The organism is Syntrophothermus sp. (assembly GCF_013314835.1).
Classification (GTDB): Bacteria; Bacillota; Syntrophomonadia; order Syntrophomonadales; family Syntrophothermaceae; genus Syntrophothermus; species Syntrophothermus lipocalidus.
The window spans coordinates 1-25,437 of record NZ_JABUEX010000033.1 but is presented as its reverse complement, the minus strand read 5'-3'; the positions used below and the strand labels follow the sequence as shown (position 1 = coordinate 25,437).

Annotated in this window: 18 protein-coding genes; 9 read left to right on the top strand and 9 right to left on the bottom strand. The window is 51.8% G+C overall.

The genetic code is table 11. The features are described from left to right. The first annotated feature begins 29 nt into the window (after positions 1–29). The 3 genes from HPY90_RS10540 (at position 30) to HPY90_RS10530 (ending at position 10,938) form a co-directional block, all read left to right on the top strand. Positions 30–2,747 carry an ATP-binding protein gene (locus HPY90_RS10540; RefSeq protein WP_287194331.1) on the top strand — a complete coding sequence of 906 codons (2,718 nt, stop codon included), beginning with the start codon at positions 30–32 and terminating at the stop codon, positions 2,745–2,747. A gap of 292 nt (positions 2,748–3,039) precedes the next feature. Further along, positions 3,040–7,269 carry an NACHT domain-containing protein gene (locus tag HPY90_RS10535; protein WP_287194330.1) on the top strand — a complete coding sequence of 1,410 codons (4,230 nt, stop codon included), beginning with the start codon at positions 3,040–3,042 and terminating at the stop codon, positions 7,267–7,269. 1,878 nt (positions 7,270–9,147) lie between these two features. Continuing rightward, the gene (locus tag HPY90_RS10530; protein WP_287194328.1) at positions 9,148–10,938 is read left to right on the top strand and encodes an IS1634 family transposase; all 1,791 of its coding nucleotides are present in this window, start codon (positions 9,148–9,150) and stop codon (positions 10,936–10,938) included. A gap of 55 nt (positions 10,939–10,993) precedes the next feature. Here HPY90_RS10530 and istA read toward each other — a convergent pair whose 3' ends face one another. Next, the gene (gene istA / locus HPY90_RS10525; RefSeq protein ID WP_287194338.1) at positions 10,994–11,644 is read right to left on the bottom strand and encodes an IS21 family transposase; all 651 of its coding nucleotides are present in this window, start codon (positions 11,642–11,644) and stop codon (positions 10,994–10,996) included. 94 nt (positions 11,645–11,738) lie between these two features. Here istA and HPY90_RS10520 point away from each other — a divergent pair, with 94 nt between their 5' ends. Then, positions 11,739–13,145, top strand: coding sequence for an ISLre2 family transposase (locus tag HPY90_RS10520; RefSeq protein ID WP_287194326.1), 1,407 nt, complete (start codon positions 11,739–11,741; stop codon positions 13,143–13,145). A 76-nt stretch (positions 13,146–13,221) separates the two neighbouring features. Here HPY90_RS10520 and HPY90_RS10515 read toward each other — a convergent pair whose 3' ends face one another. Next, positions 13,222–13,365 carry a hypothetical protein gene (locus HPY90_RS10515; RefSeq protein ID WP_287194325.1) on the bottom strand — a complete coding sequence of 48 codons (144 nt, stop codon included), beginning with the start codon at positions 13,363–13,365 and terminating at the stop codon, positions 13,222–13,224. Between the two features lie 140 nt (positions 13,366–13,505). On the opposite strand from HPY90_RS10515, the gene HPY90_RS10510 reads away from it, so the two are divergent. Further along, entirely contained in the window at positions 13,506–14,018 is a 513-nt protein-coding gene (locus tag HPY90_RS10510) for an ADP-ribosylglycohydrolase family protein (protein ID WP_287194324.1), read from the top strand. A 166-nt stretch (positions 14,019–14,184) separates the two neighbouring features. Continuing rightward, a complete protein-coding gene (locus tag HPY90_RS10505; protein ID WP_287194322.1) occupies positions 14,185–14,424 on the top strand; it encodes a DUF6504 family protein in 240 nt (79 codons plus the stop codon). 315 nt (positions 14,425–14,739) lie between these two features. Here HPY90_RS10505 and HPY90_RS10500 read toward each other — a convergent pair whose 3' ends face one another. Then, complete coding sequence (locus HPY90_RS10500; protein ID WP_287194320.1) at positions 14,740–16,041, bottom strand: IS256 family transposase; 1,302 nt, start codon at positions 16,039–16,041, stop codon at positions 14,740–14,742. 219 nt (positions 16,042–16,260) lie between these two features. On the opposite strand from HPY90_RS10500, the gene HPY90_RS10495 reads away from it, so the two are divergent. Then, entirely contained in the window at positions 16,261–16,470 is a 210-nt protein-coding gene (locus tag HPY90_RS10495) for a hypothetical protein (protein WP_287194318.1), read from the top strand. A gap of 170 nt (positions 16,471–16,640) precedes the next feature. Here the strand turns inward: HPY90_RS10495 and rsgA are convergent, their stop codons facing one another. Together rsgA and HPY90_RS10485 are read right to left on the bottom strand one after the other, a co-directional pair. Continuing rightward, positions 16,641–17,720 carry a ribosome small subunit-dependent GTPase A gene (gene rsgA / locus HPY90_RS10490; protein WP_287194316.1) on the bottom strand — a complete coding sequence of 360 codons (1,080 nt, stop codon included), beginning with the start codon at positions 17,718–17,720 and terminating at the stop codon, positions 16,641–16,643. Between the two features lie 405 nt (positions 17,721–18,125). Further along, positions 18,126–18,305 carry an ATP-binding protein gene (locus HPY90_RS10485; RefSeq protein WP_287194314.1) on the bottom strand — a complete coding sequence of 60 codons (180 nt, stop codon included), beginning with the start codon at positions 18,303–18,305 and terminating at the stop codon, positions 18,126–18,128. Between HPY90_RS10485 and tnpC the strand changes: the two genes are divergently transcribed. Then, positions 18,277–19,806 carry an IS66 family transposase gene (gene tnpC, locus HPY90_RS10480; protein WP_287194313.1) on the top strand — a complete coding sequence of 510 codons (1,530 nt, stop codon included), beginning with the start codon at positions 18,277–18,279 and terminating at the stop codon, positions 19,804–19,806. The genes HPY90_RS10485 and tnpC overlap by 29 nt on opposite strands. A 61-nt stretch (positions 19,807–19,867) precedes the next feature. Here tnpC and HPY90_RS10475 read toward each other — a convergent pair whose 3' ends face one another. The 3 genes from HPY90_RS10475 to HPY90_RS10465 all read right to left on the bottom strand — a co-directional run bounded on the left by HPY90_RS10475 (position 19,868) and on the right by HPY90_RS10465 (position 23,549). Next, positions 19,868–20,476 (bottom strand): hypothetical protein, encoded by a 609-nt coding sequence (locus HPY90_RS10475; protein WP_287194312.1) that lies wholly within the window; start codon positions 20,474–20,476, stop codon positions 19,868–19,870. Between the two features lie 219 nt (positions 20,477–20,695). After that, positions 20,696–22,936 carry a S8 family serine peptidase gene (locus HPY90_RS10470; protein WP_287194310.1) on the bottom strand — a complete coding sequence of 747 codons (2,241 nt, stop codon included), beginning with the start codon at positions 22,934–22,936 and terminating at the stop codon, positions 20,696–20,698. A gap of 226 nt (positions 22,937–23,162) precedes the next feature. Continuing rightward, on the bottom strand, positions 23,163–23,549 hold the full coding sequence (locus tag HPY90_RS10465; RefSeq protein WP_287194308.1) for a hypothetical protein: 387 nt from the start codon (positions 23,547–23,549) through the stop codon (positions 23,163–23,165). A gap of 130 nt (positions 23,550–23,679) precedes the next feature. On the opposite strand from HPY90_RS10465, the gene HPY90_RS10460 reads away from it, so the two are divergent. Then, a complete protein-coding gene (locus HPY90_RS10460) occupies positions 23,680–24,894 on the top strand; it encodes an ISL3 family transposase (protein WP_287194306.1) in 1,215 nt (404 codons plus the stop codon). Here the strand turns inward: HPY90_RS10460 and HPY90_RS10455 are convergent. Next, positions 24,866–25,437, bottom strand: a 572-nt coding sequence (locus tag HPY90_RS10455) for a recombinase zinc beta ribbon domain-containing protein (protein ID WP_287194301.1), incomplete at its 5' end; no start/stop codon positions are given. The genes HPY90_RS10460 and HPY90_RS10455 overlap by 29 nt on opposite strands.

Sequence of the window (25,437 nt, the reverse complement as noted above, 5' to 3'; positions counted from 1 at the left end):
CGCAATGTGATTTTTAAGGAGGCGACTATATGACTCTTCCAACCTGGTGGCAGGTAGTGACACCCCATAAAGACATCCGGGCGAAATCTTTTAGTGAGGCGGTCTTCGCCGCCGACCTGGGCGATGTGTTAAGCGGCATGGCGCCCGAGGAATACCGTGACCCGCGGCTTTTCTTTGCCAAGACCTACCTGACAGAGGGCTTAAAACACCTGGCACAAAACGTCCTTTCCCGCCTCTGCACGGGGAAAGGCGACCCCGTCATCCAGCTGCAGACGCCCTTTGGTGGCGGCAAGACCCATGCCCTTTTAACCCTGTACCACCTGGTAAGGTCCTGCGGCCAGGTTACCCACCTGGAGCAGCTTCAAGGATTGCTGGCAGACTGGCGTAACCTTTCCGGCGCCAGGGTGGCGGCCTTTGCCGGGACGGCGGCGGACCCCATCAAGGGCAGGACACCTTGGGGCGAGATCGCTTACCAGCTTGGCTGCTATGAAATCGTCAAGGAACATGACATCAGGCGGGTGGCGCCGGGGAAAGAGCGGCTCAAGGAAATATTAAAAAGAAGTGGCCCCACCTTAATTCTTATCGATGAATTATTGCAGTACATAGTCAAGGCCAACCGAGTCGAAAAAATGGAGAAGATCACTCAAGGTCAGACCCTGGCCTTCCTGCAGGAGTTGTCGGAGGCGGTGGCTACCTCCGAGAAGTCCGTCCTGGTGCTAACGCTGCCCGCGAGCATCCTGGAGCAGTATGACGAAGAGGCCGAAAAGGCACTGGCCCAGTTGCAGAAGGTATCAGGCCGGGTAGAAAGCATTTACGTGCCGGTAGAAGGGGTGGAAATTTACGAAGTCATCCGCAAGCGGCTTTTTGAAAACCTGGGTGACCCCAAAACCCACCGCCACATAGCGGAAGCTTATTTCCGCCTCTATCAAGGACTGGGTAGTGACGTACCCGCTGAGGTGCGGGAGACGGCCTACCGGGAGAAGATGGAGCGGGCCTATCCCTTTCACCCAGAATTTATTGACGTCTTATACGAGCGATGGGGTTCCTTCCCCACCTTCCAGCGCACCCGGGGGGTGTTGCGGCTCCTAGCTCAGGTCATCGGGGACTTGTATGACCGCAAGGTCTCGGCCCCCTTGATCCAGTCCTCCCTGGTGGACCTGGTCTACGCACCCGTGCGCCGGGAGTTCATTAAGCACCTCGGCAATGAGTACGATAGCATCATTTCCGCCGACATTGCCGGCAAAGCCCGGCGGATAGATCAGGAAATGGGTAGCGAATATGAAAGGTACGGCATCGCTAAAGGCCTTGCCACGGCGGTCTTTCTCTATTCCTTCAGCGGTGGGGAGCGCCGGGGGGTAAATCTCCCCTGGCTCAGGGTGGCCCTCCTGAGGGAAGGCGTTCCCTCCACTATTGTCGGCGATGCGGTGAGCAAGCTCGAAGACTCTCTCTGGTATTTCCATACCGAAAAACGCTTCTTCAGCTTCAAGAACCAGCCAAATCTTAACCGCATCATTGTCGATAAAGAAGAGGCCATCGACCCTGAGCAGGTCCGTGAATGCCTTTATGAGCATCTGAACAGGCTGGCCAAAGGGGCTGTTTTTGACGTCTACCTGTGGCCGGATACTTCAGGGGACGTACCCGATAACCGGCGGTTGAAACTCATCCTGCTGGAGCCTGGGCAGAAATACGGGGAAAAGGAAACCGGGCAGTTTGCCCGGGAGATATTCGATAATGCCGGGGTTACTTTTCGCATCTACCGCAACACGTTATTTGTTGTCGCCCTGGATGCGGGTGCTTATGCTGGTTTAGAAAAGCAATTGAGGCGTTTCCTGGCCCTACAGGACATCTCGGGCGATGCGGACATCTCTCTGACAGCCGGCGCCCGGCAAGAATTGAAGAATAAACTCGATGATGCCAAGAAAGACCTTCCTTATGCAATTATGGCCGCCTACCGCCACGTGGGCTGGCGCAGTAACGGCGACATAATCTGGCGGGATATGGGGATCCCTACCGTGGGGCAAGATCCCTCCTTAAGCCAACGTGTCTGGCAGTATTTAAAAGACGAGGAACGCATTTTATCTTCCCTGACACCTAAACTGATCTTGGACCGGGCTTTTGGTAAAGAAGAAACAGAAAAAACCATCCAGGAAGTTTATGATGTTTTCCTCAAAACTCCCGGCCTGCCCTGCCTGGAAAGCGAAAAAGTGCTGCTCGAGGCGGCCAGACAGGGTGTAAGGACCGGCCTGCTGGGGGCACGCATAGGTTCTACCCTCTATTTTGGCGAAACCCCGCCAGATTTGACTTTGGATGCTGTCATTGTACGTGCCGAGAAAGCTGAAGAGGAGAAAAAGATTAGTATAGGCAAGTCGATTGATACTGACGGCGGTTTTAGTGGCAGTTATCCTGATGCAGGTAATGGCAGTAAGGATGATACGCTAAAAGATGAGACAATCGATTCGGACAAAGGTAGAACACAGGCTGTTTATGTTAATGAGGGTAGTTCCAGTCAAGCGGTGTCAGCTAAAGTTAATCGTATAAGCATCAAAGCTTCCGTACCCTGGGATAAACTGTCGCATGTTGTTACCGGTGTCATTCGACCGCTGAAAGCGTGTGGTTCTGACCCTGAGATTACTATTGAAATAAGAGCTGAGTGCGAAGATGGCTTTGATCGTACTACCCTTGACAGCAAGGTAAAAGAAACATTACAGCAACTGGGGTCAAGCATAGTGGAATGGGATGAAGGCTAAAAACATAGACCCCTTGAAGTAAGGGCGGATTAAAGCAATATGAAAGGAGATGCCACCTTTCGGATAGGGAGGAACTCATTGGTAGGCTCCTTGTCCGATAAAATTGCGATGTTTTATATGTGAGGAGCCGTTGGATCCTGCTATCCACTCAGTTCATGTAGACCATATTATTCCTGGGGCTAACGAAGTCAAGTAACAATTCGGCTCCAGCAATTTATACTTCGGCACGTTGAGAAAGTCCACTCACTATGGATTGATTCAAATATGCAGTTTTTTTAGGGGAGATATGCCGGTGACAGGTGATAAATATAACTGGAAACGTTTCTGGTGTCCCCGTACAGGCAACATCAGCTTGCTCGATGGAGGCTATTTACTTGACCCAGATTCAGAGGTTGGAATGTTTTTTAACCATGATCTGGTCCCATTTGAAGCCATAATGGATTTCTCCTGCCTTATTTTGCTTGGCGAGCCGGGGATCGGAAAGTCAACTGCGATGGAACTGCAAAGAAGTTTGATTGAGGAGCAGGTTACAAAAGTGGGAGGAGAGACTCTCTGGGTTGACCTGCGAGCTTGCTCAACGGACGAAGGTCTGTGTAAGCTGCTCTTTGAAAACCCCGTTTTTCAATCCTGGCTGAGTGGGAACCATCCGTTGCACCTGTTCCTCGACAGCCTTGATGAGTGTCCGCTGCCAATTAATACGGTGGTAGCCAAGCTGGGCGAAGAATTTAAGAATTGCCCCGTTGACCGGCTTTTCTTGCGCATCATTTGCCGGACAGCGGACTGGCCAAATAGCTTAGAAAACCGGTTAAAGCAACTGTGGGGCAAAGATGCCGTAGGCGCTTATGAACTGGCCCCGCTCCGTCGGGTTGACGTGGTTGAGGCCGCAAAAAGCAGCGGATTGGATCCAGAAGCCTTCCTGGAAGAAATCGACCGAAGGGAAGCCGTACCGCTGGCGATTAAACCAGTTACGTTGCAGTTCCTAATTAACAGTTATAGGAGTAAAGGCAAGTTCCCACCCACCCAAGCGGAATTGTACTATGATGGCTGCCTTCGGCTCTGCGAAGAGCCAAGCGAGATTCGTCGTGAGGCACGGCTGGTTGGCGAATTCGAATCTGAGCAGCGCTTAATGGTGGCGGCACGTATCGCAGCCGTTTCTATCTTTGCCGGCAAAAACGCTGTCTGGGTCGGCATGGATAGAGGCGACGTTCCTGATGGAGATGCCACGATAAGAGAGCTTATAGGGGGGAGCGAGAGTTCAAACGGTCGACAATTTGAAGTCAGCGAAGCGGCCATTAGGGAAACTCTGGGGACTGGGCTATTTTCTTCCCGTGGCCCGAATCGCCTGGGTTGGGCGCACCAGACCTACGCGGAGTTCCTCGCGGCGTGGTATCTCCGCCAACATGAGGCCCCACTCACCCAAATAATGAGCCTGATTGTCCACCCGGGCACACCAGAGGGAAAAATTGTCCCACAACTGCGTGAAACAGCGGCCTGGCTGGCCAGCATGGAGCCCCGCGTGTTTTCGGAGATCATGAAGACCGACCCCGAAGTATTACTTCGCAGCGATGTCGCGACCGTAAATGCAAAAGAACGCGAACTCCTGGTAGGGGCCCTTCTAAAACTTTATGACGAAGAAAAACTTTTGGACCTCGACCTGGATCTTCGAAGGCAATATGGGAAGCTAACCCATCCCGGTTTGGCCAGGCAACTCCGACCTTATATTCGCGACAACACTAAAGGCATCATCGTGCGCCGGGTAGCAGTGGATATCGCAGAGGCCTGCGGTCTAAGAGAACTTCAAGAAGATCTTGTGGAGATTGCATTAGATTCGACCGAACAGCTGCCAGTGCGGGTCAACGCTGCTTATGCCGTCTGCCGCATCGGGGATGGACCAACAAAGGCAAAGCTAAAACCCCTGGCCGTCAGCAATGCCGAAGCCGATCCAGAAGACGAACTGAAAGGCTGTGCGCTGCGGGCACTATGGCCAGATCATATTACGGCAGAAGAATTGTTCGCCAGCCTTACTCCGCCTAAGAAAAAATTTTTTATTGGGGCTTATAGTACATTTCTTTCGCACGAAGTTGCCCGGCACCTTAAACCTTCCGATTTACCGGTGGCGCTCGAGTGGGTTGAGAAACATCGGCCGGAGAGGGTGTCGCTATCGCCTTTCGAAGGTCTCGCGGACGAAATAATTCTGCGGGCATGGGATGCACTCGATTCACCAGGCGTGTTGGATGCTTTTGTGAAGATGGCCTTTTTGCGAATGAAATATTACCTTAGTATCATAGAAGATCAGTCGAAATTAGAAAAGCTGAAAACCATGGTGAGTAGTGACGACCACAAGCGCCGTAAATTCCTTGTAACGGTAGTTCCCATACTCGAAGATCCTAAGAAAGAATCTTTTCTGATGATTTACGAAGTGCCGTTTACTCTAAGCAAAGACCTTCCATGGATGATCGAGCGCCTGCAAGAATCAAAGACCGAAAAAGAGCAGCGAGCCTGGGCTCACTTGATCGAGAGGGTTTTTGACGAAGGCGATGTGGCGCACTCAGAGGCCATCTATCTTGCCAGCAAAAGCTGCCCGGCTTTGGCCGAAATATTCTCAGGGTTCTTTAAGCCAGTTAAACTGAATTCGCCGGAAGCAGAAGATATGAGAAGAACGTATCAGGTAAGGGAAAAATGGCGGGAACGACGCCCAACTCGGCCGCTTTTAAAACCGCCTCCGGCAGAGCGCATTGCCGTGCTCTTGGAAAAATGCGAGTCTGGAGACATAGGGGCATGGTGGCAGCTGAACAGGGAGATGACCCTCGAGCCCGACAGCACTCACTATGGTGATGAGCTTGAACCAAATCTCACCGCTCTGCCTGGTTGGAAGGCTGCTGACCAGACAACCAGGAAGAGAATAGTCGAAGCAGCAAAGAGATATGTGCATGAACAGGATCCTAGAACCTCCGAATGGCTGGGGGAAAATATACTGTACCGTCCGGCGTTTGCTGGCTACAGGGCTCTGCTGCTTCTTTTGCAAGAAGAACCTCATTTTCTTTCCGAACTGCCCGCCGACATTTGGCAGAAGTGGGCGCCGATTATCATCGCCTACCCTGTACCATGCAACTTTGGAGACGAAAGCCTGCATCTAACACTGGTCGAAATGGCCTACCGCTACGCCCCGGAAGAGATAATCAAAACTGTCCTTTTAATGATTGATAAGGAAAATGCGGAAGGTGATCATATTTTCATTACCCGCAAGGTGCAAAAGTGCTGGGACGAACGACTTGCTATAGCACTGCTAGACAAAGCAAAGGACGAGGAGTTAAAGCCCAGGTGCATGGGCTGCCTGCTCAGTGATTTGCTGGACCACGGGGTTCACGAAGCTAGGGCTTTCGCCGAATCACTTATATCTATACCAGCTTCCTCTGAGGAGAAAGAACGTTCAAGGGCGGTTGTGGCGGCCTGCGCGCTCATAAACCATACTGAGAACGCTAGCTGGCTAACCGTTTGGCCGGCCATTCAAGGGGATGCTAACTTTGGACGCGAGGTGATTTTGGCCGTAGTACAAGAGGATGATTGGCATGCTACTACTGTCGGACCAAAGCTTACAGAGGAGCAACTTGCGGATTTATACATCTGGCTTGTGCGCCAGTTCCCATATACCGAAGATCCCGTTGATGAAGAGGCTCAGTGGGATGGTCCTAGGGAGAGCATTGCCGAGTGGAGGAACGCCATCTTGAACCATCTTAAAAATCGCGGCACTTGTAAAGCCTGTGAGGAAATTAGAAGGGTTGCCCGCGAGTTGCCCGAAATTAGCTGGCTGAAATACTCGCTGCTGACGGCCAAGGAGATTTTCCTTCGCCAAACATGGACACCACTTCAGCCAAAGTATATTTTACAAATCGTGGCCGATAAGCGGCTTCGCCTAGTCCAAAACGGAGATCAACTTTTAGAAGCTCTGATAGAATCGCTGGAGCGTCTAGATATGAAACTTCAAGACGAAACACCCGCTGCAATCGACCTATGGAACGAATGTAAGTTAAATAACAAAACTATTTACCGTCCAAAAGACGAGAACAGATTGTCCGATTACGTCAAGAGGTATCTGGATGAGGACCTCAGGCAGAGAGGTATCATTTTTAACCGTGAGGTTGAAATCCGCCGCGGCGCAGGACCAGGAACCGGGGAACGAACAGATATTCACGTGGACGCCGTCCTCCGCAGTTTGAACGGCGATGTATATGATCGTGTGTCGGCCATCATTGAAGTTAAAGGCTGCTGGCACCCCGAACTATATCACGCGATGAAAACTCAGCTTGTGGACCGCTACCTTAAAGATAACCGTTGCCAACACGGACTATATCTTATCGGGTGGTTCGATTGCGTCCAGTGGGATAGCAATGATCCTCGAAAGAGCCAAGTGCCCCAACTAAGCAGGGCAGAAGCAAAGGCTAAGTTTGAAACCCAGGCTGAAGAACTTTCAAGGCAAGGGGTGCGAATAAGGGCCTTTATTCTAAATGCGGCACTCCGTTAACCCATCTTTCGGTAATTGAATAGATATCAAAACCTCAAGTACCGCATGGACAAAAATGCGGCCTGATTGGTCCTAACAACGTGGGCGAGTCCAGGGTGGTAAAGGTTGTAAAAGCCTTTTATTGGCATAGAATAAAAGCAGCAGCGTTTGCGGGTTTATCCTAGGGAGCGAGCAGCCTATGGCGGAGGCTGCTCGCTCAACTTTTTTGGGTAAATAGTAGCGGGCATGCCGGCAAATTCTCGCGCCGCTCACGCCGCTCGTGTTGGGCGGCGTGAGAGAATCAGGTAGGGTTGGTGATATGCTAGGATAATTTCATGTTGGTATAGTTCCTTGCCGGCATACTTCCAAGTTGGCATATAAGGATGGAATTTTACCAGTATACTGGAATGGTTCTTTGTTGGCTTGCGGGGATGGAGTTTTATCTCCATGTTGGCATACTTCCATGCTGGCATAAAAGGATGGTTTCTTACCTGCAAGTAGGCAATATGGCTTACCACCATACTCACATGTAAATATGCTGGTATGTATCCATGCCGCTATGCCGACATAACTGCATGTCAGCTAGCGCCGCTCGCGGCGTGTTGGGCGGCTTGGGGACAGGGTTTACAAGTAGGGGAATTTATATTGCAGGAGGATAAACTGCCGGAAAGATAGTATAAACTCCAGAGACGTATCATCAAATTTTGGTCACATTTGGTCACGGACTATGCGGAAATGAGGGCATTGGAAGGAAAAACCAAAAAGTTGTCCTGGCCGGAGAGCCTCGTTTTATAAGACTTTACGGAATTAGCGGTATTAGAAAATACCCCGTAAAATATGCAATCCAGAACTCGTAATGCGCAGGTCGAGGGTTCGAATCCCTCCATCAGCTCCAAAAAAAGCTAATAATGGTGCGGCTTTCGAGACGCGAACGGTGACTTTATTGGGGGAAAATGGGTTTTGGTCACCGTTTGGTCACGAGCCGCAAAGATGCGGACAGGGACATATCCTGTCCTATTTTTTGCATGCATCCTTGGAGCACTTGGCTGAGTAGGTCGAAGGCAGCCCTTTTTAACATAGTGGCCGGCATCCCCTGTGGGTATGCCGGCCGCCTCTGCGTGCGCCCGGCATGGGCGTTGTCTATAGGGTGCAAGTCCCGAACGGCGAAGGTAGCAGTAGCCGTAGCTTAAGGCAAGGGTGTCTGCGGCAACGCGGAATCTGAAGGAAGCAGGCGGCAAACCTCCGGCTCGAGGACCACGAACCCCAGGTGAGGCTAGTGGCAGTTGGATGAGCGTGCGCAACAACGTAAAGTCCGTGCTGTCATTTAGCACATTAAATTAGCCACGATTTTTCACAATGAAGCAGCCCAGTCATCTAGCACAAATAGCAAGATTAGCAAATTACACTCTACCGACATTCAGGAATTTACACATTAGCACAATAAACTTCTACAACCGCTAACGTCCCCATCCCTGGCAAGAAGCCAATTCGTTGTTATACCTGCTGAGCCTGCTGCGCCATTTGAAGCGGCGGACAGATGGCTGCAGCAGGGCATCTGAAACCGTCGCCTTTCCCCAAAGCGTAAACAAAGGAGATGACCATCGTCGCCGGGGCTGTGGAGATGTGGGCAACGCGAGGCGCAGCCGAAGCGTTGTCCAAGCGCCTGTGGACCCCTGGGGATAACCCCGCTGCTCTCCAAGCCCTAGGTTTTTGGAACCCAACTTTGACAGTAAACACCGGCTTGAAAGGGGTTAATGGGCCGGAAACCCAGTAATATCAAGGGTTCTTTCTTCGGAAATCCCGAAAAACGTAGTGAAAACTTTTTGTTGCCCAAGCCTGTTTCTCCATGGCACCATCTGCTATAATTGTTAGTGACGAAGGCACAAGGTGGTGCTTTGGTTGTTCCCACGAGTTATCACTACAAAGCGCAATGGCCAGATCTACCGTTATCTGGCTATAATCGAATCATACCGTGAAGACGGGAAGAACAAGCAGCGGCAAGTCGGCCATGTAGGGAACATCGACCGGTACAGTGAGGAAGAGATCAAGCGTCTGATCAATAAGCTCCGGGAGTTTCTTCACGACGACCCCTACGGTACCGCAGAGGATATTACAACTTACGGAACCAAGCATTACGGCATTCCCTACGTAGTGAATTTTTTCTGGGACCAATTCGGCCTCACGGAGTTCATCCGCTCCTCCTTAAAAGACCGCCAACTTGAGTTTGATGTAGCCCTCTGCACCAAGATCATGGTGCTGAACCGGCTGATCGCACCTCAGAGTAAGCTCGCGCTCACGCGCTGGATCCCCGATCTCTACCTCGAAGAGCTAGAAGGTACACCCCAGCCAGAGCTTCATCACTTCTACCGGACGCTGGACTGCCTGGTGGAGATCAAAGATGCCCTGGAGAAGTACCTGTACCATCAGCTTACTGATCTTCTGAGTCTCCGCTTGACCCTGGTCTTTTACGACCTTACCAGCAGCTACTTCGAAGGCACGCACTGCCCCTTGGCAGCTTACGGGTACTCACGGGATAAGCGGCCAGACCGGCTACAGATCAATCTCGGCCTTCTCGTTACCCCCGAAGGCATTCCGATTGCCCATGAAGTCTTTCCCGGCAATGTTGCGGACAAGAGCACCGTAGCGAAGACCATCGCGGTTCTGAAGGAGCGTTTCAACATCGGTGAGTGCGTTTTTGTGGGCGACCGCGGGATGGTGAGTAACGATAACCTCTTAGCTCTGCGTGAGGCAGAGTTCCGGTACATCCTTGGTTTTCATAAACGCGGGCGGCTGGTGAGCGACGAGCTGCTGGCTAAACACCAGGACCTAGCTCTATACAGCCAGAGCAAGACAGGATCGCTCTTCTACAAGGAGATTGCGGCGGCCGACGTCCCGGAAGGAGAGGATGAGGACAAATCTGACCCGGAAGTGCGCTACATTCTCTGCCACAACCCGGCCAAAGCAGAAGATGATCGGATCTTTCGGGAAGAAGCGCTCCGGGAGGCAGAGGAGAAGCTGGCGGCTCTTAAAGCGCAGCTTGCGGACGAGACGACCCGGCGTGGGCGAAAGATCACGCCCAAGGGTGTTGTCGTAAAGCTCGCTAGCATCCTCGAGCATAAAGGCATGACACCGTTCTTTGATGTCAGCTACGACGGGCAAAAGGAGCTCAGCTTTCAGCGCAACGAAGCTGCCATCGCGAAGGAAGCTCTGCGCGACGGGAAGTTTCTGGTGAAAACGAACAGCAACCTGGAACCAGAAGCCATTGTGGCTGCCTACAAGAACCTGCAGCAGGTCGAAAGTGCCTTTCACGAAATCAAGGATTTCATCCGCCTCCGGCCCATCTACCACTACAACGAAACCCGCGTGCGCGGCCATGTAATGATCTGTGTGTTGGCCTACCTTTTCGAACAGTGGCTTGAGGTACTGCATCGCCGCCAGATCGAAGCCGAGATCTACCAAGCTTCGCGTCAGTCGACTATTCTGCCGGAAGCAAAGTGCGAGGAACTTAAGGCCTCCCACCTAAGTGGCCGCCGAATCTTGGAAGAGCTCGACAAGATCAAGGCAGTGGATCAGGAGTTCGCCAATCAAAGACTCTACAACATCACGCTACCGCGACCAAGCCAAAGGAAGATTCTCGAGAGACTGGAGGTTCCTCCGCCGCCCAAGGTGCTGTGCCGAAACAACACCTGAGAGGGGTTGTAGTGAAAATCGTCCCTACAGACCCCTTGATTTTACTGGGTCGGTGTTAAAGTTGGGCTTCAAGGAGCTGGAATTGGGGCTGTTTTTGGGTCACATACCGGCCCCAGCCTTCTCTGACCACGGTGCGCAAGTTGTCGTAAATAACTCGGTGGGGGACTCCCTGAAAGAACTCAAAGGCCTGGCGGTGGCCATCAAGCAAAAACTCGTTACGCTCAGCCGGATACAGGGCCACAAACGGCAGACCGCTGTAGCAAAGCCGGGCGCAGAAGAAGTGGACTTTGACCGGTTTCCCAGCCAAGAAGACAACGGCTTGTCCCCAATCGGCCTGCATGGCATCCCCGGGATCCCAGGCCAAGGGGATAAAGACCTCCTTCCCTTCGGGCCGGAGCTCTCGCACCAGGCGCGCCACCGCTTCGTAGCTGCCGGCGAAGGCGTGCTCCGCACGCAGCCGTTCGTAGATGCGCCATGCGGTGTGCCGCTGCTTGGCGGCTCCCCGGATCTGGCTCGCTTCCTCATCCTCCTTCAGGTAACCTTGAATCCACCCCTTGACTTCATCGGTGATCACCGGCCTAGTGCGCCTACGCGGCTTGGGGACCGGGAGTTCGGCACCAGCGCAGTACTTCCGTACTGTGTTGCGGGAGATCCCCAGTTCCCGAGCTATGGCCCGCTGCGTTAGAGTAAAATAACCGTAAGTCAGTACCAGGAATTTAGCGGGTCGGTATAGAAAAGAGACCTCACCGTCCGCGACAAGGACGAGTACCGAAGAACGATACTCGGAGGGTGAGGTCTCTATGGAAGCAATTCAACGTGCGTTGGAGAATTTCCTGCAGCTAATTTGTGGTTTAGAAGATTTCCAGAGAGGGTCAGTTGGCTACCGAGAGTTTCAAGAAAAGCTCTGGAGCAACTTGATGGAGCTGGGAAGAGAAATAACACGAGCAGTTTTAGAAGATCACGATTCGTACCTTATGGAGCACCCAGAAGAGCGAGAAGGCTGGATCGTACAGAGAGGACCGGAGGAGAAAACAATACTGACCAAGTTTGGAGAAGTCACCTATAAGCGCAGATACTATCGGCACAAAGAAACCGGAGAGAAGGCCCATTTAGTTGATGTCACCATCGGTATGGGACCGCACGATAGAATAGACCCCATAGTTCAGGCCGAGCTTGTTGCGAAGGCCACCAACGTATCCTATGCCAAAGCGGGAGCTGATCAAGAAGTTCCCGTTACCAAGCAGACGGTTATGAACGTTGTGCGTAGGGCCGGAAAAGCCCCGGAGATTGAGATAAAAGAGAGCCCCGTAAAGCGGCGTGTAAAAACGCTATATATCGAAGCTGACGAAGACCATGTTTCCCTACAGAAAGACCGTAAGGGGCGTACACTACAGGTTCCCGTCATTTACGTTCACGAAGGACGAAGCGAAGAAAATGGGCGTACTTGGCTAAGAGGGCGCTTTTACTTTGCCGGGCTTGAGGATCCCGAAGAACTTTGGCTTAAGGTCTTAGATTACATAGACGCCAATTATGATATCAGCGCCATAGAGAAAATCTTCATTGGTGGCGACGGCGCAGCATGGATAAAGACGGGGCTAAAGATTATTCCCAAATCCATCTTTGTCTTAGACCGTTACCACCTCGGCAAATATCTAAAAAGAGCAATTAAGAGGGCAGAGTACCCGGGCCTATATGATGAGGCCTGGGAGGCGATAGACCAATGCGACCGGGCCAAGTTTAATTCGCTGATGAAAGCAGCCGCCAAATTGGCAGAGACAGAGGGGCATAAACAGGCCATTGCCGCCTGTAGGCGTTACGTTAACAACAACTGGCATGGGATACTGTCCTACAGAGAGCACAAAGATACAGTATCTTCGCCAAGCGCCGAAGCCCATGTCAGCCACCTACTCTCTGAGCGTTTGAGTTCCCGCCCATTGGCATGGAGCAGGCTAGGCGCTGGACACATGGCCAGGCTTAGGGTCATGCAGGGGAATGGGATTGACATACAAAAACACTATGCTACTTGGTTTTCCCGCTGGGAAAAGGGGCCCCTCTTTGCACCGGAACAGAGCATGCGCAAGAGACGGGCACTCATACAGAGGTACTACGAACGCCTGCAAGCTGCGATTCCTGCTTTAGCTGGCTCGCGTACTCCCCTTCGTACAGCTTTGCATGATTTAGTTTTTCCATCCGGACGGTACTGCTAGCTCGGAAATCTAGCCTGGAACTCGGGCAATGCAGAGATACATCACTGCTTGAATTGGTGGGGTAGAACTCCTAACCCTAATCGGCCCTGTCCTTGTTGGTGCTGCGGTAGAGGACTCTTTTCGTGATGGGCGACCTACAGTAGCTTGACTCTATCCGCTGCGACAGGCCTTGAACTGCAAACAGGTATCTGATACGCTGGTATTGGTCCACTTCGATCACGATCCTTTCCTCCTGCTTCCCTTGATCGGTATTGCTTACCAACAGGATAGCAGGAATGTGGTCGAAGTGGCTCACTTTTACGTTACAACTTCGGTCCTTTCTGGCTCACTTTTATGATACAGAACTCAGGGGTCGCCCGCATGACCCACTGGGACCCGGAAGCAGGGCTGACCTGCTATTTGTACTCCCTAACGGCCCAGAGTTGCTTGAAGGGTTTGGGATTCATCGAGGCTTACAATAATGCCGTGACCATGTTGCAAAAGGTGGTTCCTCCAGGCGAGATTGGAGAAGCAGCTAAGAGGCTTGCCGACAGGCTTGCAAAGGTGACATTCTGGCCAGAGCAGGCTCTTCGCCCTACAGGCCACACAGTTGACACCCTGGCTTGCGCACTGTGGTGCGCCGCGAACTCAGAGAGCTTCGAGCAGGCAGTGGTAAAAGCAGTTAACTTGGGTGGTGATGCCGATACTGTAGGAGCTGTTACCGGCGGTCTGGCAGGGATTATGTACGGTTACGGAGCGATTCCGGTAAGGTGGATAACCAAATTCAGCGATTCGCAAAGGGAGAAGCTTGAAGTTGCAGTCGTAGGCCTGATCCGAGTAACATCGGACTTTCCGTCTAACGGACATTGCACAGCAGGCACCGGGCCCTACTAAGACGCAATTCCAAAACTGAGTAAGTAGTCCTTTTCGATAGTCACCTTGCTAAGCGATATCACTGGTTAAGTGATAATTTATCACCAAGAGCGTGAGTACGTCAGCCAGGATGTGCAAGAGGTTGGGTTGAGCTCAGAATTGGCCCTTAAGAATACGGGTGAGATCTATGCGCTTGGTTAACGGTCCCTTGGAATCAATCAGTCTGGCAAACGGCAAGCCTACGGAATTCTGTTTCCGCGGCCAGTCCTACGTGATAACAGCCATCCACGACCACTGGCGGGAATATCCCTGGTGGACCGGGGAAAGAGAGCATGATGTCTGGAGAGTATTTGTTAATGGCGACGTCCAGCTCTGGGAAATAGAGCAGGTGCAGGGACGGTGGTACGTGTATACCATCTATGACTGAAGACTAAGACATCCCTGCTCTTTCTCTTATGTGCCAGTATAGTTAAGAGTTCTGGCACGCTATGCAAAGCGCTTTGGATAAGGTGCGGGCTGCTGCGCGCAATGTAAAGCGCTGGTGCAATGGGCGTCAGGTCCTTCGTTGGTCAGCAGGAGAGTTAATGGCGGATGAGGAGGGATTCAGTCGTATCAAGGGGTACCGCCTGCTGCCGCTTCTGGCGGCGGCTCTTGAGCGCAAAGTGGCTCCAAGATTATCCAGTACTGTGAAAACGGCTTAGGTGATGTCCCTAACCTGCTGTAAAATAGCTTGAGGCCTGGCTTACGCAGTAACGCTGATTTTTTCGCTTTCTGGCTGCTTCTGCTGCTTTTCGGAGTTGGGATCTGGGTCGAGGCCAAGGGACTGGCGGAGTTTCTGCATTTGCTTTTGCTCGAGTTCCGTGATGTGGATCTTTTGCCACCGTCGTGTGGCTCTGGTTAGTGTGGCGAAGACCAGTTTAAGAGCACTATGCTCACAAAAGAATTTGGGTAAGGTCTTGGTGCGCCTCCTTTCTTCTTCGAAGCTGCGCTCAATCAGATTCGTAGTACGGACAAATTTGCGATGGGCCACTGGAACGCGAAGATGATTCAAGCTGGCCTCCAGATCATCCTCTAGGCTCTGCATTGCCGATGGGAACTGTTTCTTAAAGCGTTCGATCGTCTGCTGGGCAGCCAGGCGCCCGGCTTCGAGGGTAGGAGCTTCACGAATGGTCTGAAGGTAAGCTTTAACCTCGGATTGTGCATACTCAGGCACCTTATCCAGGATGTTGCGGGCTTTGTGTGCCCAGCAACGAATCCGCAGGCTCTTTGGCCACATTGCCTCTACAGCCTTAATGAGCCCGGGAGCTCCATCGGTAGTCACTGTTATTGGCGTCTTGAGTCCCCGCTTCACCATATCTCGGAGGAATTCCAGCCAGTCCTCATAGCTCTCCTTATTGCCCAGCGCAAGGTGAAGCAAGACTCGCCGGCCATCGGTAAGTATGGCCCAGGCGCAGAGAATCCCTTCTTTCGTTTGGCCCGTGCGCCTTAAAGCTTCAAACACAGCATCGAGGAATAGGTAAGCCACATCGAAGCCAGAAAGGTCTCTCTTTCTGAAGGCTTCGTATTCACCCCAAAGTGATTCAGTCACCTGGCTAACGGCTGTACGGGTGATAAGTTGTTCGCCAGTGCTATCCTTGAAAGCTTCTTCAATATCCCGTGTGGAAAGACCACGCGCGTACATCTCTGCCACTAGGCGGTCCAATACGTCGGTATGGCTGCGTAGAAAGCTCAGGAGTTTCGATTCGAAAGGTGTGACAGTTTGGCGCAGTTGCGGCACGGCAACGGTAATGCTTCCTTCAGCTGTCTCCAACTGCTTTTCCCGATACCCGTTGCGATAACCCTTAAACTCAACCTCTCCTTTTCGGTGTTCATAGTGCCCTCTGCCCAAGAAGTCCTCCACTTCTTGCTCCAGAATTTCCTGCACTAGACGCATTGCTCCCAGCCGGATCAATTCGTTAAGAACGTCTTTATCGCCACGGATACCAGAATCTAATAGTTCCTGAATGGCTTGTCTAATACGTTCGGAAGGTGGTACTCTATTCATGGGCCTGAGCTCCTTTCGCCGTAAGGTGAAAACTTAGGGGGCGGACACTTCTAAGTTTAGCTCAGGCCTCTTCATTTTTACAGCACCGTCAGGACATCACCAACGGCTTAAAAACGGAGAAAAGGGGCGTCACACAAATTCCACGATCTTTGGGACATCGCCTGTACCTACTTGCAAGGTGGGGATTATTTTACGCTTACCCTGCAAGAGATAAACCGTGTGATTTCAATGGGGACAGAGCTGGGCCTGAGGAAGCCGAAAAAAACTCTGAAAGACAGCACGATGGGATTGTACTACACAGGAAAAAGTTTCTCTTCTGTAATACAGTGGCTGTACACCGGAGCGGAACTATACAATCCGGCAGCTAGGGAAAATTTCGAAGAAATCATGAGCAAGGCAAAGGCCATGCGATTATACTACAGACCATAGAAAAAAGTGTCTCTGATGGCCGCAAAACAAAGGAAGACTCCTCGCACCGAAGGCTTTCTTCATGTACTTCAATAATACATGCCAGCGGGGTGATCCAGAGAAGACCTTTAGGAAGAAGGCGATTGAACTAGTTAGAGGATGGGTACCCTGACAAATTACGGTCCAGTCCCTCACCTTTTCTGGTTTTTCTTTTTCACAAACCGTTTGGCCTGCTTCATTTCTCCCATGCTGCCGAACATCCTCTTGATTTTTTCTTGTTCCAGCTGTCGGTAGTTTAACCCTTCATAGCCGATTTCCTTCTGCAGCTTCAAGTAGCTTTCCAGGCGTTCTTCTGCCAATTCTCCCGCTTCGATAGCACTTCTCACGGCGCAACCAGGTTCCGTCGTATGAGAGCAATCCCTGTACTTGCATTTCCTCGCCAAAGCCTCAATGTCTTCAAAGGACCTGGACAGATTAGCAGAATCAAGCTGCAATTCCCGCATGCCAGGCGTATCTATCACAATTCCGCCGTTGGGCAGAAGCAGCAACTGGCGGTGTGTTGTTGTATGCCGCCCTTTGCCATTGCTTCTAATTTCCTTTGTATCAAGAACCTCTTTACCCATAAGTCGATTTATTAACGTGGACTTGCCGACGCCGGAGGACCCAATGAAGGCGATCGTTTTCCCTCTTTCAATATACGGAAGAATACTTTGATAGCCGTTATCCTTCATGCAGGAGCATACTACAACGTCAGTGCCCACGCTGACTGTGGAGACTTGCGCGAGCTTTGTTTCCAAATCGGCGCACAGATCGGCTTTGGTAAGCACTATGACCGGCGTGGCCATACTATCCCATGCAATGGAGAGGTACCTTTCCAGGCGGCGAAGATTAAAATCGGCATTTAGCGCCATGCAGATGAAGACAAGGTCAATGTTCGCCGCCACAACTTGTCTCTCGTGCGACGTGCCGGCGGCTTTGCGCGTGAATACGCTCTTACGCCGCAGCACATGATGGATAACGGCGTTTCCGGAGCTATCCTCAATCCTGTCAATCATGACCCAGTCGCCGACAGCTGGAAAACCTGTGCTATCGTTTGCTTCATGGGCCAGCTTACCGGAAACCACGGCGAGTATCTCTCCGTTCTCGCAGACAACCCTGTACAAGTTGCGGTGTTGTTCACAAACCCTGGCAATAAACAACCCTTTATAAGAAGCTGCTTCCTGTTCAAAGAATGGGGTCAGCCCATAGCTTCTCAGGTCCGTCTTATTCAAATTGCTCCTCTTCCTTTCTTCAGCTGAGTCGAGAATCCCTTGCCGTTGGGCTGCTGCAAAGCTTAATCTGAGAAGCTTCCAGCAGTGTTGATTGTCAATAGAATTGACCCACTTTGTGCAAATAAAATTGGCCCACTAGAAAACAGAAATAACCAGCATTGTTCCCACCCCGGCGAAGCGAAATTTTGCCTTAGCTCGCTTCGCTCGGCCTTGACGGGGACCGGCAGCAGCCGGTGCCATATACAAATGGGCAAGGCGACAGCGATGGGGAGCATGGCGGATAAGGAACCGCCTCGCCCCAATCGATTATACCGGCTGCTGCCACCTATCACGGCGGCAAAATTTCCACATTCTAAAGGGAGCTTAAGCTCAAGCTCCGGGGACATGAAGTTATGGTCTTGCTATTTAATGGTCGTTTGCTGCTTTTAGCTTGCCTTTGAGCCGGTAGCTTGTCCCGTTAATATAAAAAATCCGGGCGTGATGGACAAGCCGGTCAATTATGGCCGCGGCCACCACCTGGTCGGAAAATATCTCCCCCCACTCGTTAAAGTTATAGTTGCTGGTTAAGCAAGTGGCGGAACTCACTGCGCAAGTAGCCGAACTGACGGCTATGGTAGAGTGGTTTAAGGAGCAGCTACGCCTCAGCAAAAAGAGGCAATTTGCTTCGTCTAGCGAGCGTACTTCTTCTTCGGAGCAGCTCAGCATTTTCAACGAGGCAGAAGCCGAGGCCCGTCCGCTTGCAGAACCAACGGTGGAAACTATCACCTACACGCGGCGTAAGGAACGGCGTCCCCGTGAGGTTGTACTCAAGGATCTACCGGTTGAGACCGTTGAGTACCGCCTCTCACCCGAGGAGCAAGTCTGTCCGCAGTGCGGCGGTCCTTTACATGAAATGAGCACTGAGGTGCGGCAGGAACTAAAGATTATCCCGGCTCAGGTAAAGTTAGTCAAGCATGTTCGCTATGTGTATTCTTGCCGCCGCTGTGAACGCGAGGAGGTCACCACGCCCGTCATCACTGCTTCCATGCCTGCACCGGTGCTTCCCGGCAGCCTTGCCTCCCCTTCTGCCCTGGCTTACATCATGGACCAGAAGTATGTGCAGGGTATGCCCCTTTATCGTCAGGAGGAGCAGTTGGCCCGGCTGGGGATTGAACTATCCCGGCAGACCATGGCTAACTGGATACTTTCGGCAGCGGATAAGTGGTTGAAGCCGCTTTACAGCCGGATGCACGAACTTCTGGTCAAACGGGATGTCCTCCATGCCGACGAAACAACTCTCCAAGTTTTGCACGAACCGGGGCGGACGGCCCAGACGCAGTCTTACCTCTGGCTTTACCGCACCGGCAATATCGGTCCGCCGATAATTCTCTATGAGTACCAAACAAGCCGGAACAGTGAACACCCCAAGAAGTTCCTTTCTGGCTTCAAAGGTTACCTGCACGTGGACGGCTATGCCGGATATAATGGTCTTTCCAATGTTACGTTAGTCGGCTGTTGGGCGCATGCCCGGCGGAAATTCGACGAAGCGCTCAAAGCTCTGCCGGACAAGAAGCGGCCAGCTGCCGTGGCGGCTCAAGAAGGGCTTGACTTCTGTAATCGCCTCTTTGCTATCGAACGGGATTTGAAAGACCTCAAACCTTATGAACGTTATCTAAAGAGGCTGGAACGAAGTCGTCCTGTACTGGATGCTTTTTGGGCGTGGCTAAATCAGCTGAGTCCTCAGGTGCTGCCTAAGAGTGGGCTTGGGCAGGCGGTCAGTTATTGCCTGAGTCAGTGGGATAAGCTTCTAGCGTTCTTGCTGGACGGGCGCCTGGAAATCAGCAACAACCGCAGCGAACGCTCTATCAAGCCTTTTGTGATTGGGCGTAAGAATTGGCTGTTTGCTAATACCCCGCGCGGAGCTCAAGCCAGTGCTACTATTTACAGTATCGTAGAGACGGCGAAGGAAAACGGCTTGAATCCCTTCCGCTACCTTACCTGCCTCTTCGAAAGCATGCCGAACATGGACATCACCGAGCCGACGGTACTGGATCAAGTTCTTCCCTGGTCAAAGTCGATTCCTGCTATATGCCGTTCTAGCAACTAGAAGACTCCTCTAAAGCTTATCTAAGTCCCCACCAATCTGCAAGGTGGGGACTATTTTACGCTTACTCCGCAACCACTTCTTGGGGTTTTAGATGTGTATTCCAGATATGCCTGCCGACGAGGTCTGCCGCTACTCTGGCCTCTGGAAAACAGCCAGAGGTGGTTTCTACCGTTATCACAATTCTCCCCGGACCTCCTGTCACAGCAATGTGAACCTTATGAGCAAGCAGGAGACCTCTGGAGTCGTTGTAAGTAACAAGCGAAGCATCCGGGTCTGTCTTGCTGACAAGCCGCTCGTTGGTTTTTGCCTTGTCTTTTCTTTTGTTCTCTTTCTGCCCTGGAGGAGGAGCAGGATTGCCTCCCCCATCTCCAGGATCTCCAGGCGTCTCGTTCTCCGACCAGACCCGGTCAAGGTACTGCTCCAGTGCTTGCAGTTCCTGGTAAGGCCGGCGCTCTGTGAGGGAGTCCATTGAAGCGTTCGCTTTAAGAAGAGTGGCGTCGAGGAAGACCTTGTTGCCTTCTATCAATCCTGCCTTTTCGCAGAGCATGACCACGTGCCTGAAGAACTGCTCGCAGACGTCCCTCCCGAAACGCCTCCTCGCCTTGGAAAGAATGCTGTGGTCTGGAGGCATTTCATCTATGTCACTAAACCTTTTATTCCTTCCGGTCAAGTCTGATTGTGTGGCCTCTATCTCATCCGGCCGGAGTGGCCTGCCTGCCTTTCGAGGGGCGAGAGCTGGCTCTATGGCTTTCTGGCTGCTACCTGCCGCGCCTGCGAACTTAACGCCTCATGCGCCAGAGGCCGGGTGGGCGCACCCTGAAGGACGGTATTCGGGCAGTTCCACGGTTTACTTTGGCACCCTCGTGGGGCGCTCCCTGCTGCTTTCCGGTTACTTTTGCCTTGTGAGCTTTATAGCGTTCGCATCTGAGCGAAACAGGTTCCCTGAGAATGTCCCCTCAATGAAGTCCGTGGTGAAATGGCCCTCGAAGTAAAGGTCAACAGCACGACTCTCTGCTACTACCGCACCGGGGGCAAGCTGGGTGCCCGCCGGCGCAGGATCCCGGTGGAAGTGCAGTTTCAATCTCGCACCCTCAACCATGCCGCTCATGGGCAAATCCATCTCACGAGGAGCCGGAAACCGTCCTTGACCGCCGCCAAGATCTTTCCCTTCCCACCGTTTCGGTTTTATATGCATGGTCGCAGTCACGGAGTTGCCCTTCTGCCTTATTTCCAGGGCGAGATCCGCCTGAAGCGTTCCCAAACGCGTCGATGGGAAGAAGGGGTCTACCTGATAGAAAACAGCGCCGAACGTGGTTTTCCACGTGCCAGTAAGATCCCGTGCCGGGGTCAGAAGGTCCGCCTTCAGCTTTGATGCCGCCTGTTCCCCGACAGGCTTGACAGGCTTTTTGTTCTCAGACGCCGGGTTCTCAGACGCCGGGTTCTCAGACGCCGGGAACCGCTCGGCCGCCACCTTGAGGGCCTTGTTGAGGGTTTCATCGCTCAGCGGATCCTTGATAGTCGGGCGAAGGTTCACGCGGGGCGACACCCGTTGGTCGAACAGCACGGTGACGAGCTGCTCAGGGCTGAGGTCCGGGCGCGCTCGCGCAATCCTGCCGAGGAGGGCGGAAATTCGCGCCGCCGCAAACGAGGTGCCGGGCACAGGGTTGCCGTCTCTATCCCTGAGCTCCGGCACCCACAGTATGCCTGTGGTGTGGCCTACGTTGCGGTTCGAGTACGGTGTGGGCTGCAGCTTGTCATCCAAAACCCCCACGAGTACGAACCGTTTCCACACATTAGGAAATTCGCGCCGCAGAACGATTACGTCTTTGTATTTAGAAAGGTCAACCCCCTCGTTCCCGATGCTCTTGACGGCCACGGCGTTCGGGTTCCCATTCAAAAACTGGAGAAGCGTGCGATAACTATCGGCCTCGGCGGCGACAAACGCTGAAGTGTCCTCAAAGTACGCTCCCCACGAGTTGTTGAAGATAGTGACCTTGCCTTGTTCGTTATTCATCCGGGCGATCTCAGCCGCCTTTTCTAGCGCCGATGCCGTATCCATTAAGATCTTGCTTTCGCCGCCGGATTGATCCTTCACGGTCACGGCACAATCAATGACACCCACATTTCCCTCGCGGATCCCCATCAGGAGGCCGACTAGCTCCGCATGGGTCAGCGCGTTGTTGGAATCTTCGCTCCAAAAAAGTCCGCCGTCCGCGTCAGCATGCAAATATCTCCCATCTGCAGCTATAATGGTCTTCATATCGTCGATGGCCCACACGATGCCCTCTTGCTGCTGACGCAGCAGGCGCTGAAACCATGTCTTAAATTCTTCAGTAATCCCCACACCTTTGGCCACGGCCGGGGGAGTAGGGAAAGCGCGCTGCACTAGGCTGGAGTTCTTGTATAAGGCCGCAATCACGTCGGCTTCCCTGCCGGTAAAGCCCCGGCTAAAGTAAAGGCTGGAATCCGGTAGCTCGGCGTAAACGGTGCCGCCCAACTGCGCCACGAGGGCGCGGACAGCCTCGGGCGCGGCGTCCTGCTTCGCAATGATGGTAACGCACCCCGGGACCCCATAAGCGCTCTTCGGTTTGCCGTCCTTGCCGGGATATTGCAGGATAACCGGGGGCATCTGGCGCTCCCGATCAGAGGTGACGGAAAGCACAGGCGCCCGCGAACCTTCCCGCCACATTTCCGCGGCAACCAAACCACCAATAGCCAGCAGGGTTACAAGCACAGCGACCACAACTCTGCCTTTCCTGCCTCGCGGACGAACCTTTTCCAGAGCGGCCGGAACAGCAACTTCCGAACTGGCCGTCCCAGGTTCTTTCAGGTACCGACCGCAGAACGGGCAGACGACAAATTGGTCTGAGATCTCCCTGCCGCAGCCGGAACACTTCGGAGTGACCGCCTCTTTCTTAGCCGGAGGAAACCCGGCAGCCGCTGCTCGTTTTTTTTGAAGATTGACCACCCCTTCCACAAACATAAACAAGCCCAGTAAAAAGCAAATAATCATAGACCAGATAATTGAATCTGGATCGGGAAACTTCTCAGGCACACCGAGGATCCAGACAACAACCGGCGCAGCCATAGCGCCCAGGCTAAGAATAATCGCCAGAATCGCCAATACCATGCCAGCTCACCCCTTCATCTGGTACTGAACCAATCGGAAGCGCTCTCGTTAAACAAGTAGCCGTCGCTTACGATTTTCACAAGCAGACACGTGTATACGTTAGGCGGTAACCTAAGAGACTCTGGTACCATTATATCATAGATACGGGAGCTGGTAAAGCGCTGCTCTTTTAAGGTTGTGGTAGTTAGTCAGTGCTGTCGTCCAAATGGCGAGTAAACTATTGACTTTACCTGAAAACCACTACCTCGAAAGCTTGTCCGCTGTTTCTTGGGTAGACACGACCCTGTGCGGTGTCGTGTCTACCGTATAAACCATTGCCCGCAGCGGCAGTTTCGAGAATGGCTACGTTTTCGGGTATAGTGTCGGGAATTTTGGCTTTGATGTCAATACGCTTCCCGGTAACAGTAATCTCTTCAATCAAGAGATTAACCAGGCACTTTTTCTCTTCAAGAGAAAGAGCCTCAAGAGCATCTCCGACCTGGGCAGCAAGCTCTTCTAACCGTTCCATTTCCTGCGCCGCCAGGTCGTGCCGGGAAAGTTCCATTAAAATCCGCTCCCGGCGGAGCGAGAGGTACTCCCAGCGCTCCTTTATTTCCTTAAGCCGCTGTTCCATTTCAACTTCCGGTATCAAATCTTTTTGGGTTCATCTCCATTTTCGTTGGAAAAAATCAGCTAAAACAGAAGGACATCTGCATACCTTGTCGTAATTAGATATTGACCAAACATCTAAAGGAGGTATACAGATGTCCAATATAAGTATAACATCATTATTCCCCTTTCGTCGACTAAAATTTATAGGTTCAGAGGATATTAATTTCGAGGAGGATACCGGAAAAGTAATTGAATTAAAACCAGACATGCGTTTTACGCCTATTTGTTCTAAATGCAGGAGTAAAGGAGTCGGTAACCATTCAAACCATCAGCGTTTCTTAAGAGACCTTTCTTTAGGCCCTCATAAAACACTAATCCATCTACATTATCGAAAGATAGAGTGTCCTCTGTGCGGTCAAGTAGTTGTAGAAGAGCTGGATATAGCCGAACCTGGCGGCCCAAGGGTAACCAAGCGTTTGGCTGTCTATATACAGGAACTCTGTAAATTAATGACCGTAAAGGATGTGGCAGAACATCTGCACCTAGACTGGAAAACGGTCAAAGAAATTGATAAACAAGGGCTTAAGCAGGAATTTGCCCATACAGACTACAACGGATTACGGTATTTAGCAGTAGATGAAATCTCTTATGGAAAACACCACCGGTATCTGACCACTGTCATCGATTTTGAAACCGGCCGCATTGTTTGGGTTGGTAAAGACCGTAAATACGAAACCTTAAAAGAGTTCTTTTTAAAGATGCCGGAGGAGGCACGAGAGCAAATTAAGGCTGTTGCCATGGATATGTGGGACCCTTTTATTAAAGCAGTCTCCGAATTTTACCCTAAGGCTGCCATTGTCTTTGATGTATTCCATATAGTCGCTCAATACAATAAAGTAATTGATGAGGTCCGTAGAGCAGAAGCCAGGACTGCAATGGAAACTGATAAAAATGTCATTAAGGGTAGCCACTGGATCCTGTTGAAAAATCCGGAGAATCTCAAAGAAAAGGAAATACCTCGTTTGGAAAAACTGCTTTCCATTAATAAGAATCTTTCTACCGTATACATTTTGAAAGATGAGCTTAAAACAATCTGGCAATGTAATGACCGTCAGCAGATGTCAAAAGCACTTGATGCGTGGTGCGCAAAAGCACTTGAATCCGGCATACCTGCATTAAAACGGTTTGTAAAAACCTTACGTCGCTATAAATACGGTATCCTTAATTACGCTGATTATCCAATACATACGAGTAAGCTGGAGGGAATAAACAACAAAATCAAAGTTATCAAACGTCAAGCTTATGGCTTCCATGACCTGGAATATTTTATTCTGAAAATTAAACAGGCCTGCTCAGGCGAATACTAGTTCGCCAACTCTTTTGGAGATGAACCTCTTTTTGGAACATGGTCGCTACCCGTGACCGTTCTTTGGAGGCTTGAACCAATTCTTTTTCGATGGTGGCAAGCTCGATTTCCAAAGCTTTGGCGGTCTCGTCAGGGAAAGCGGCGTGCAGCTCTGCGCGAAGCCTTTCCGGATTTGTCAGCCAACCGGAGACTCTTTCCCAAACGATTTCTTCTAATTCCGGAGCATTAAAATATCGGGATTTACAGCGTTCCCGACCCGGTATGCCTGGTGACTTTGCAGTGCAGACGTAATAAGCCCTCTTCTTTCCTTTTGACGTAACAAGATTCCCGTGTATAGTCGCGCCGCATTTTCCGCACCGCATGAGGCCTGAGAGAAGATAAGGGTAAGTGCTGTAGCTGCGCCAGCGCCTTCGGGAATTCTCAAAACGCTTTTGGGCTGCCTCCCAGGTCTCTTTATCAACAATGGCGGGGACAGAAATAGGGACCCACTCTTCGCGGGGCCTTTCTTTTCGGCTTACCCTTTCTTCAGGCGGCTTATATTTAT

Bases quoted from the DNA above. Each gene is read 5' to 3' on its own strand.
- HPY90_RS10540 (WP_287194331.1), top strand. From the start codon at position 30: ATGACTCTTCCAACCTGGTGGCAGGTAGTGACACCCCATAAAGACATC.
- HPY90_RS10520 (WP_287194326.1), top strand. From the start codon at position 11,739: ATGGAAGCAATTCAACGTGCGTTGGAGAATTTCCTGCAGCTAATTTGT.
- HPY90_RS10510 (WP_287194324.1), top strand. From the start codon at position 13,506: ATGACCCACTGGGACCCGGAAGCAGGGCTGACCTGCTATTTGTACTCC.
- HPY90_RS10505 (WP_287194322.1), top strand. From the start codon at position 14,185: ATGCGCTTGGTTAACGGTCCCTTGGAATCAATCAGTCTGGCAAACGGC.
- HPY90_RS10500 (WP_287194320.1), bottom strand. From the start codon at position 16,041: ATGAATAGAGTACCACCTTCCGAACGTATTAGACAAGCCATTCAGGAA.
- HPY90_RS10470 (WP_287194310.1), bottom strand. From the start codon at position 22,936: ATGGTATTGGCGATTCTGGCGATTATTCTTAGCCTGGGCGCTATGGCT.
- HPY90_RS10465 (WP_287194308.1), bottom strand. From the start codon at position 23,549: ATGGAACAGCGGCTTAAGGAAATAAAGGAGCGCTGGGAGTACCTCTCG.
- HPY90_RS10460 (WP_287194306.1), top strand. From the start codon at position 23,680: ATGTCCAATATAAGTATAACATCATTATTCCCCTTTCGTCGACTAAAA.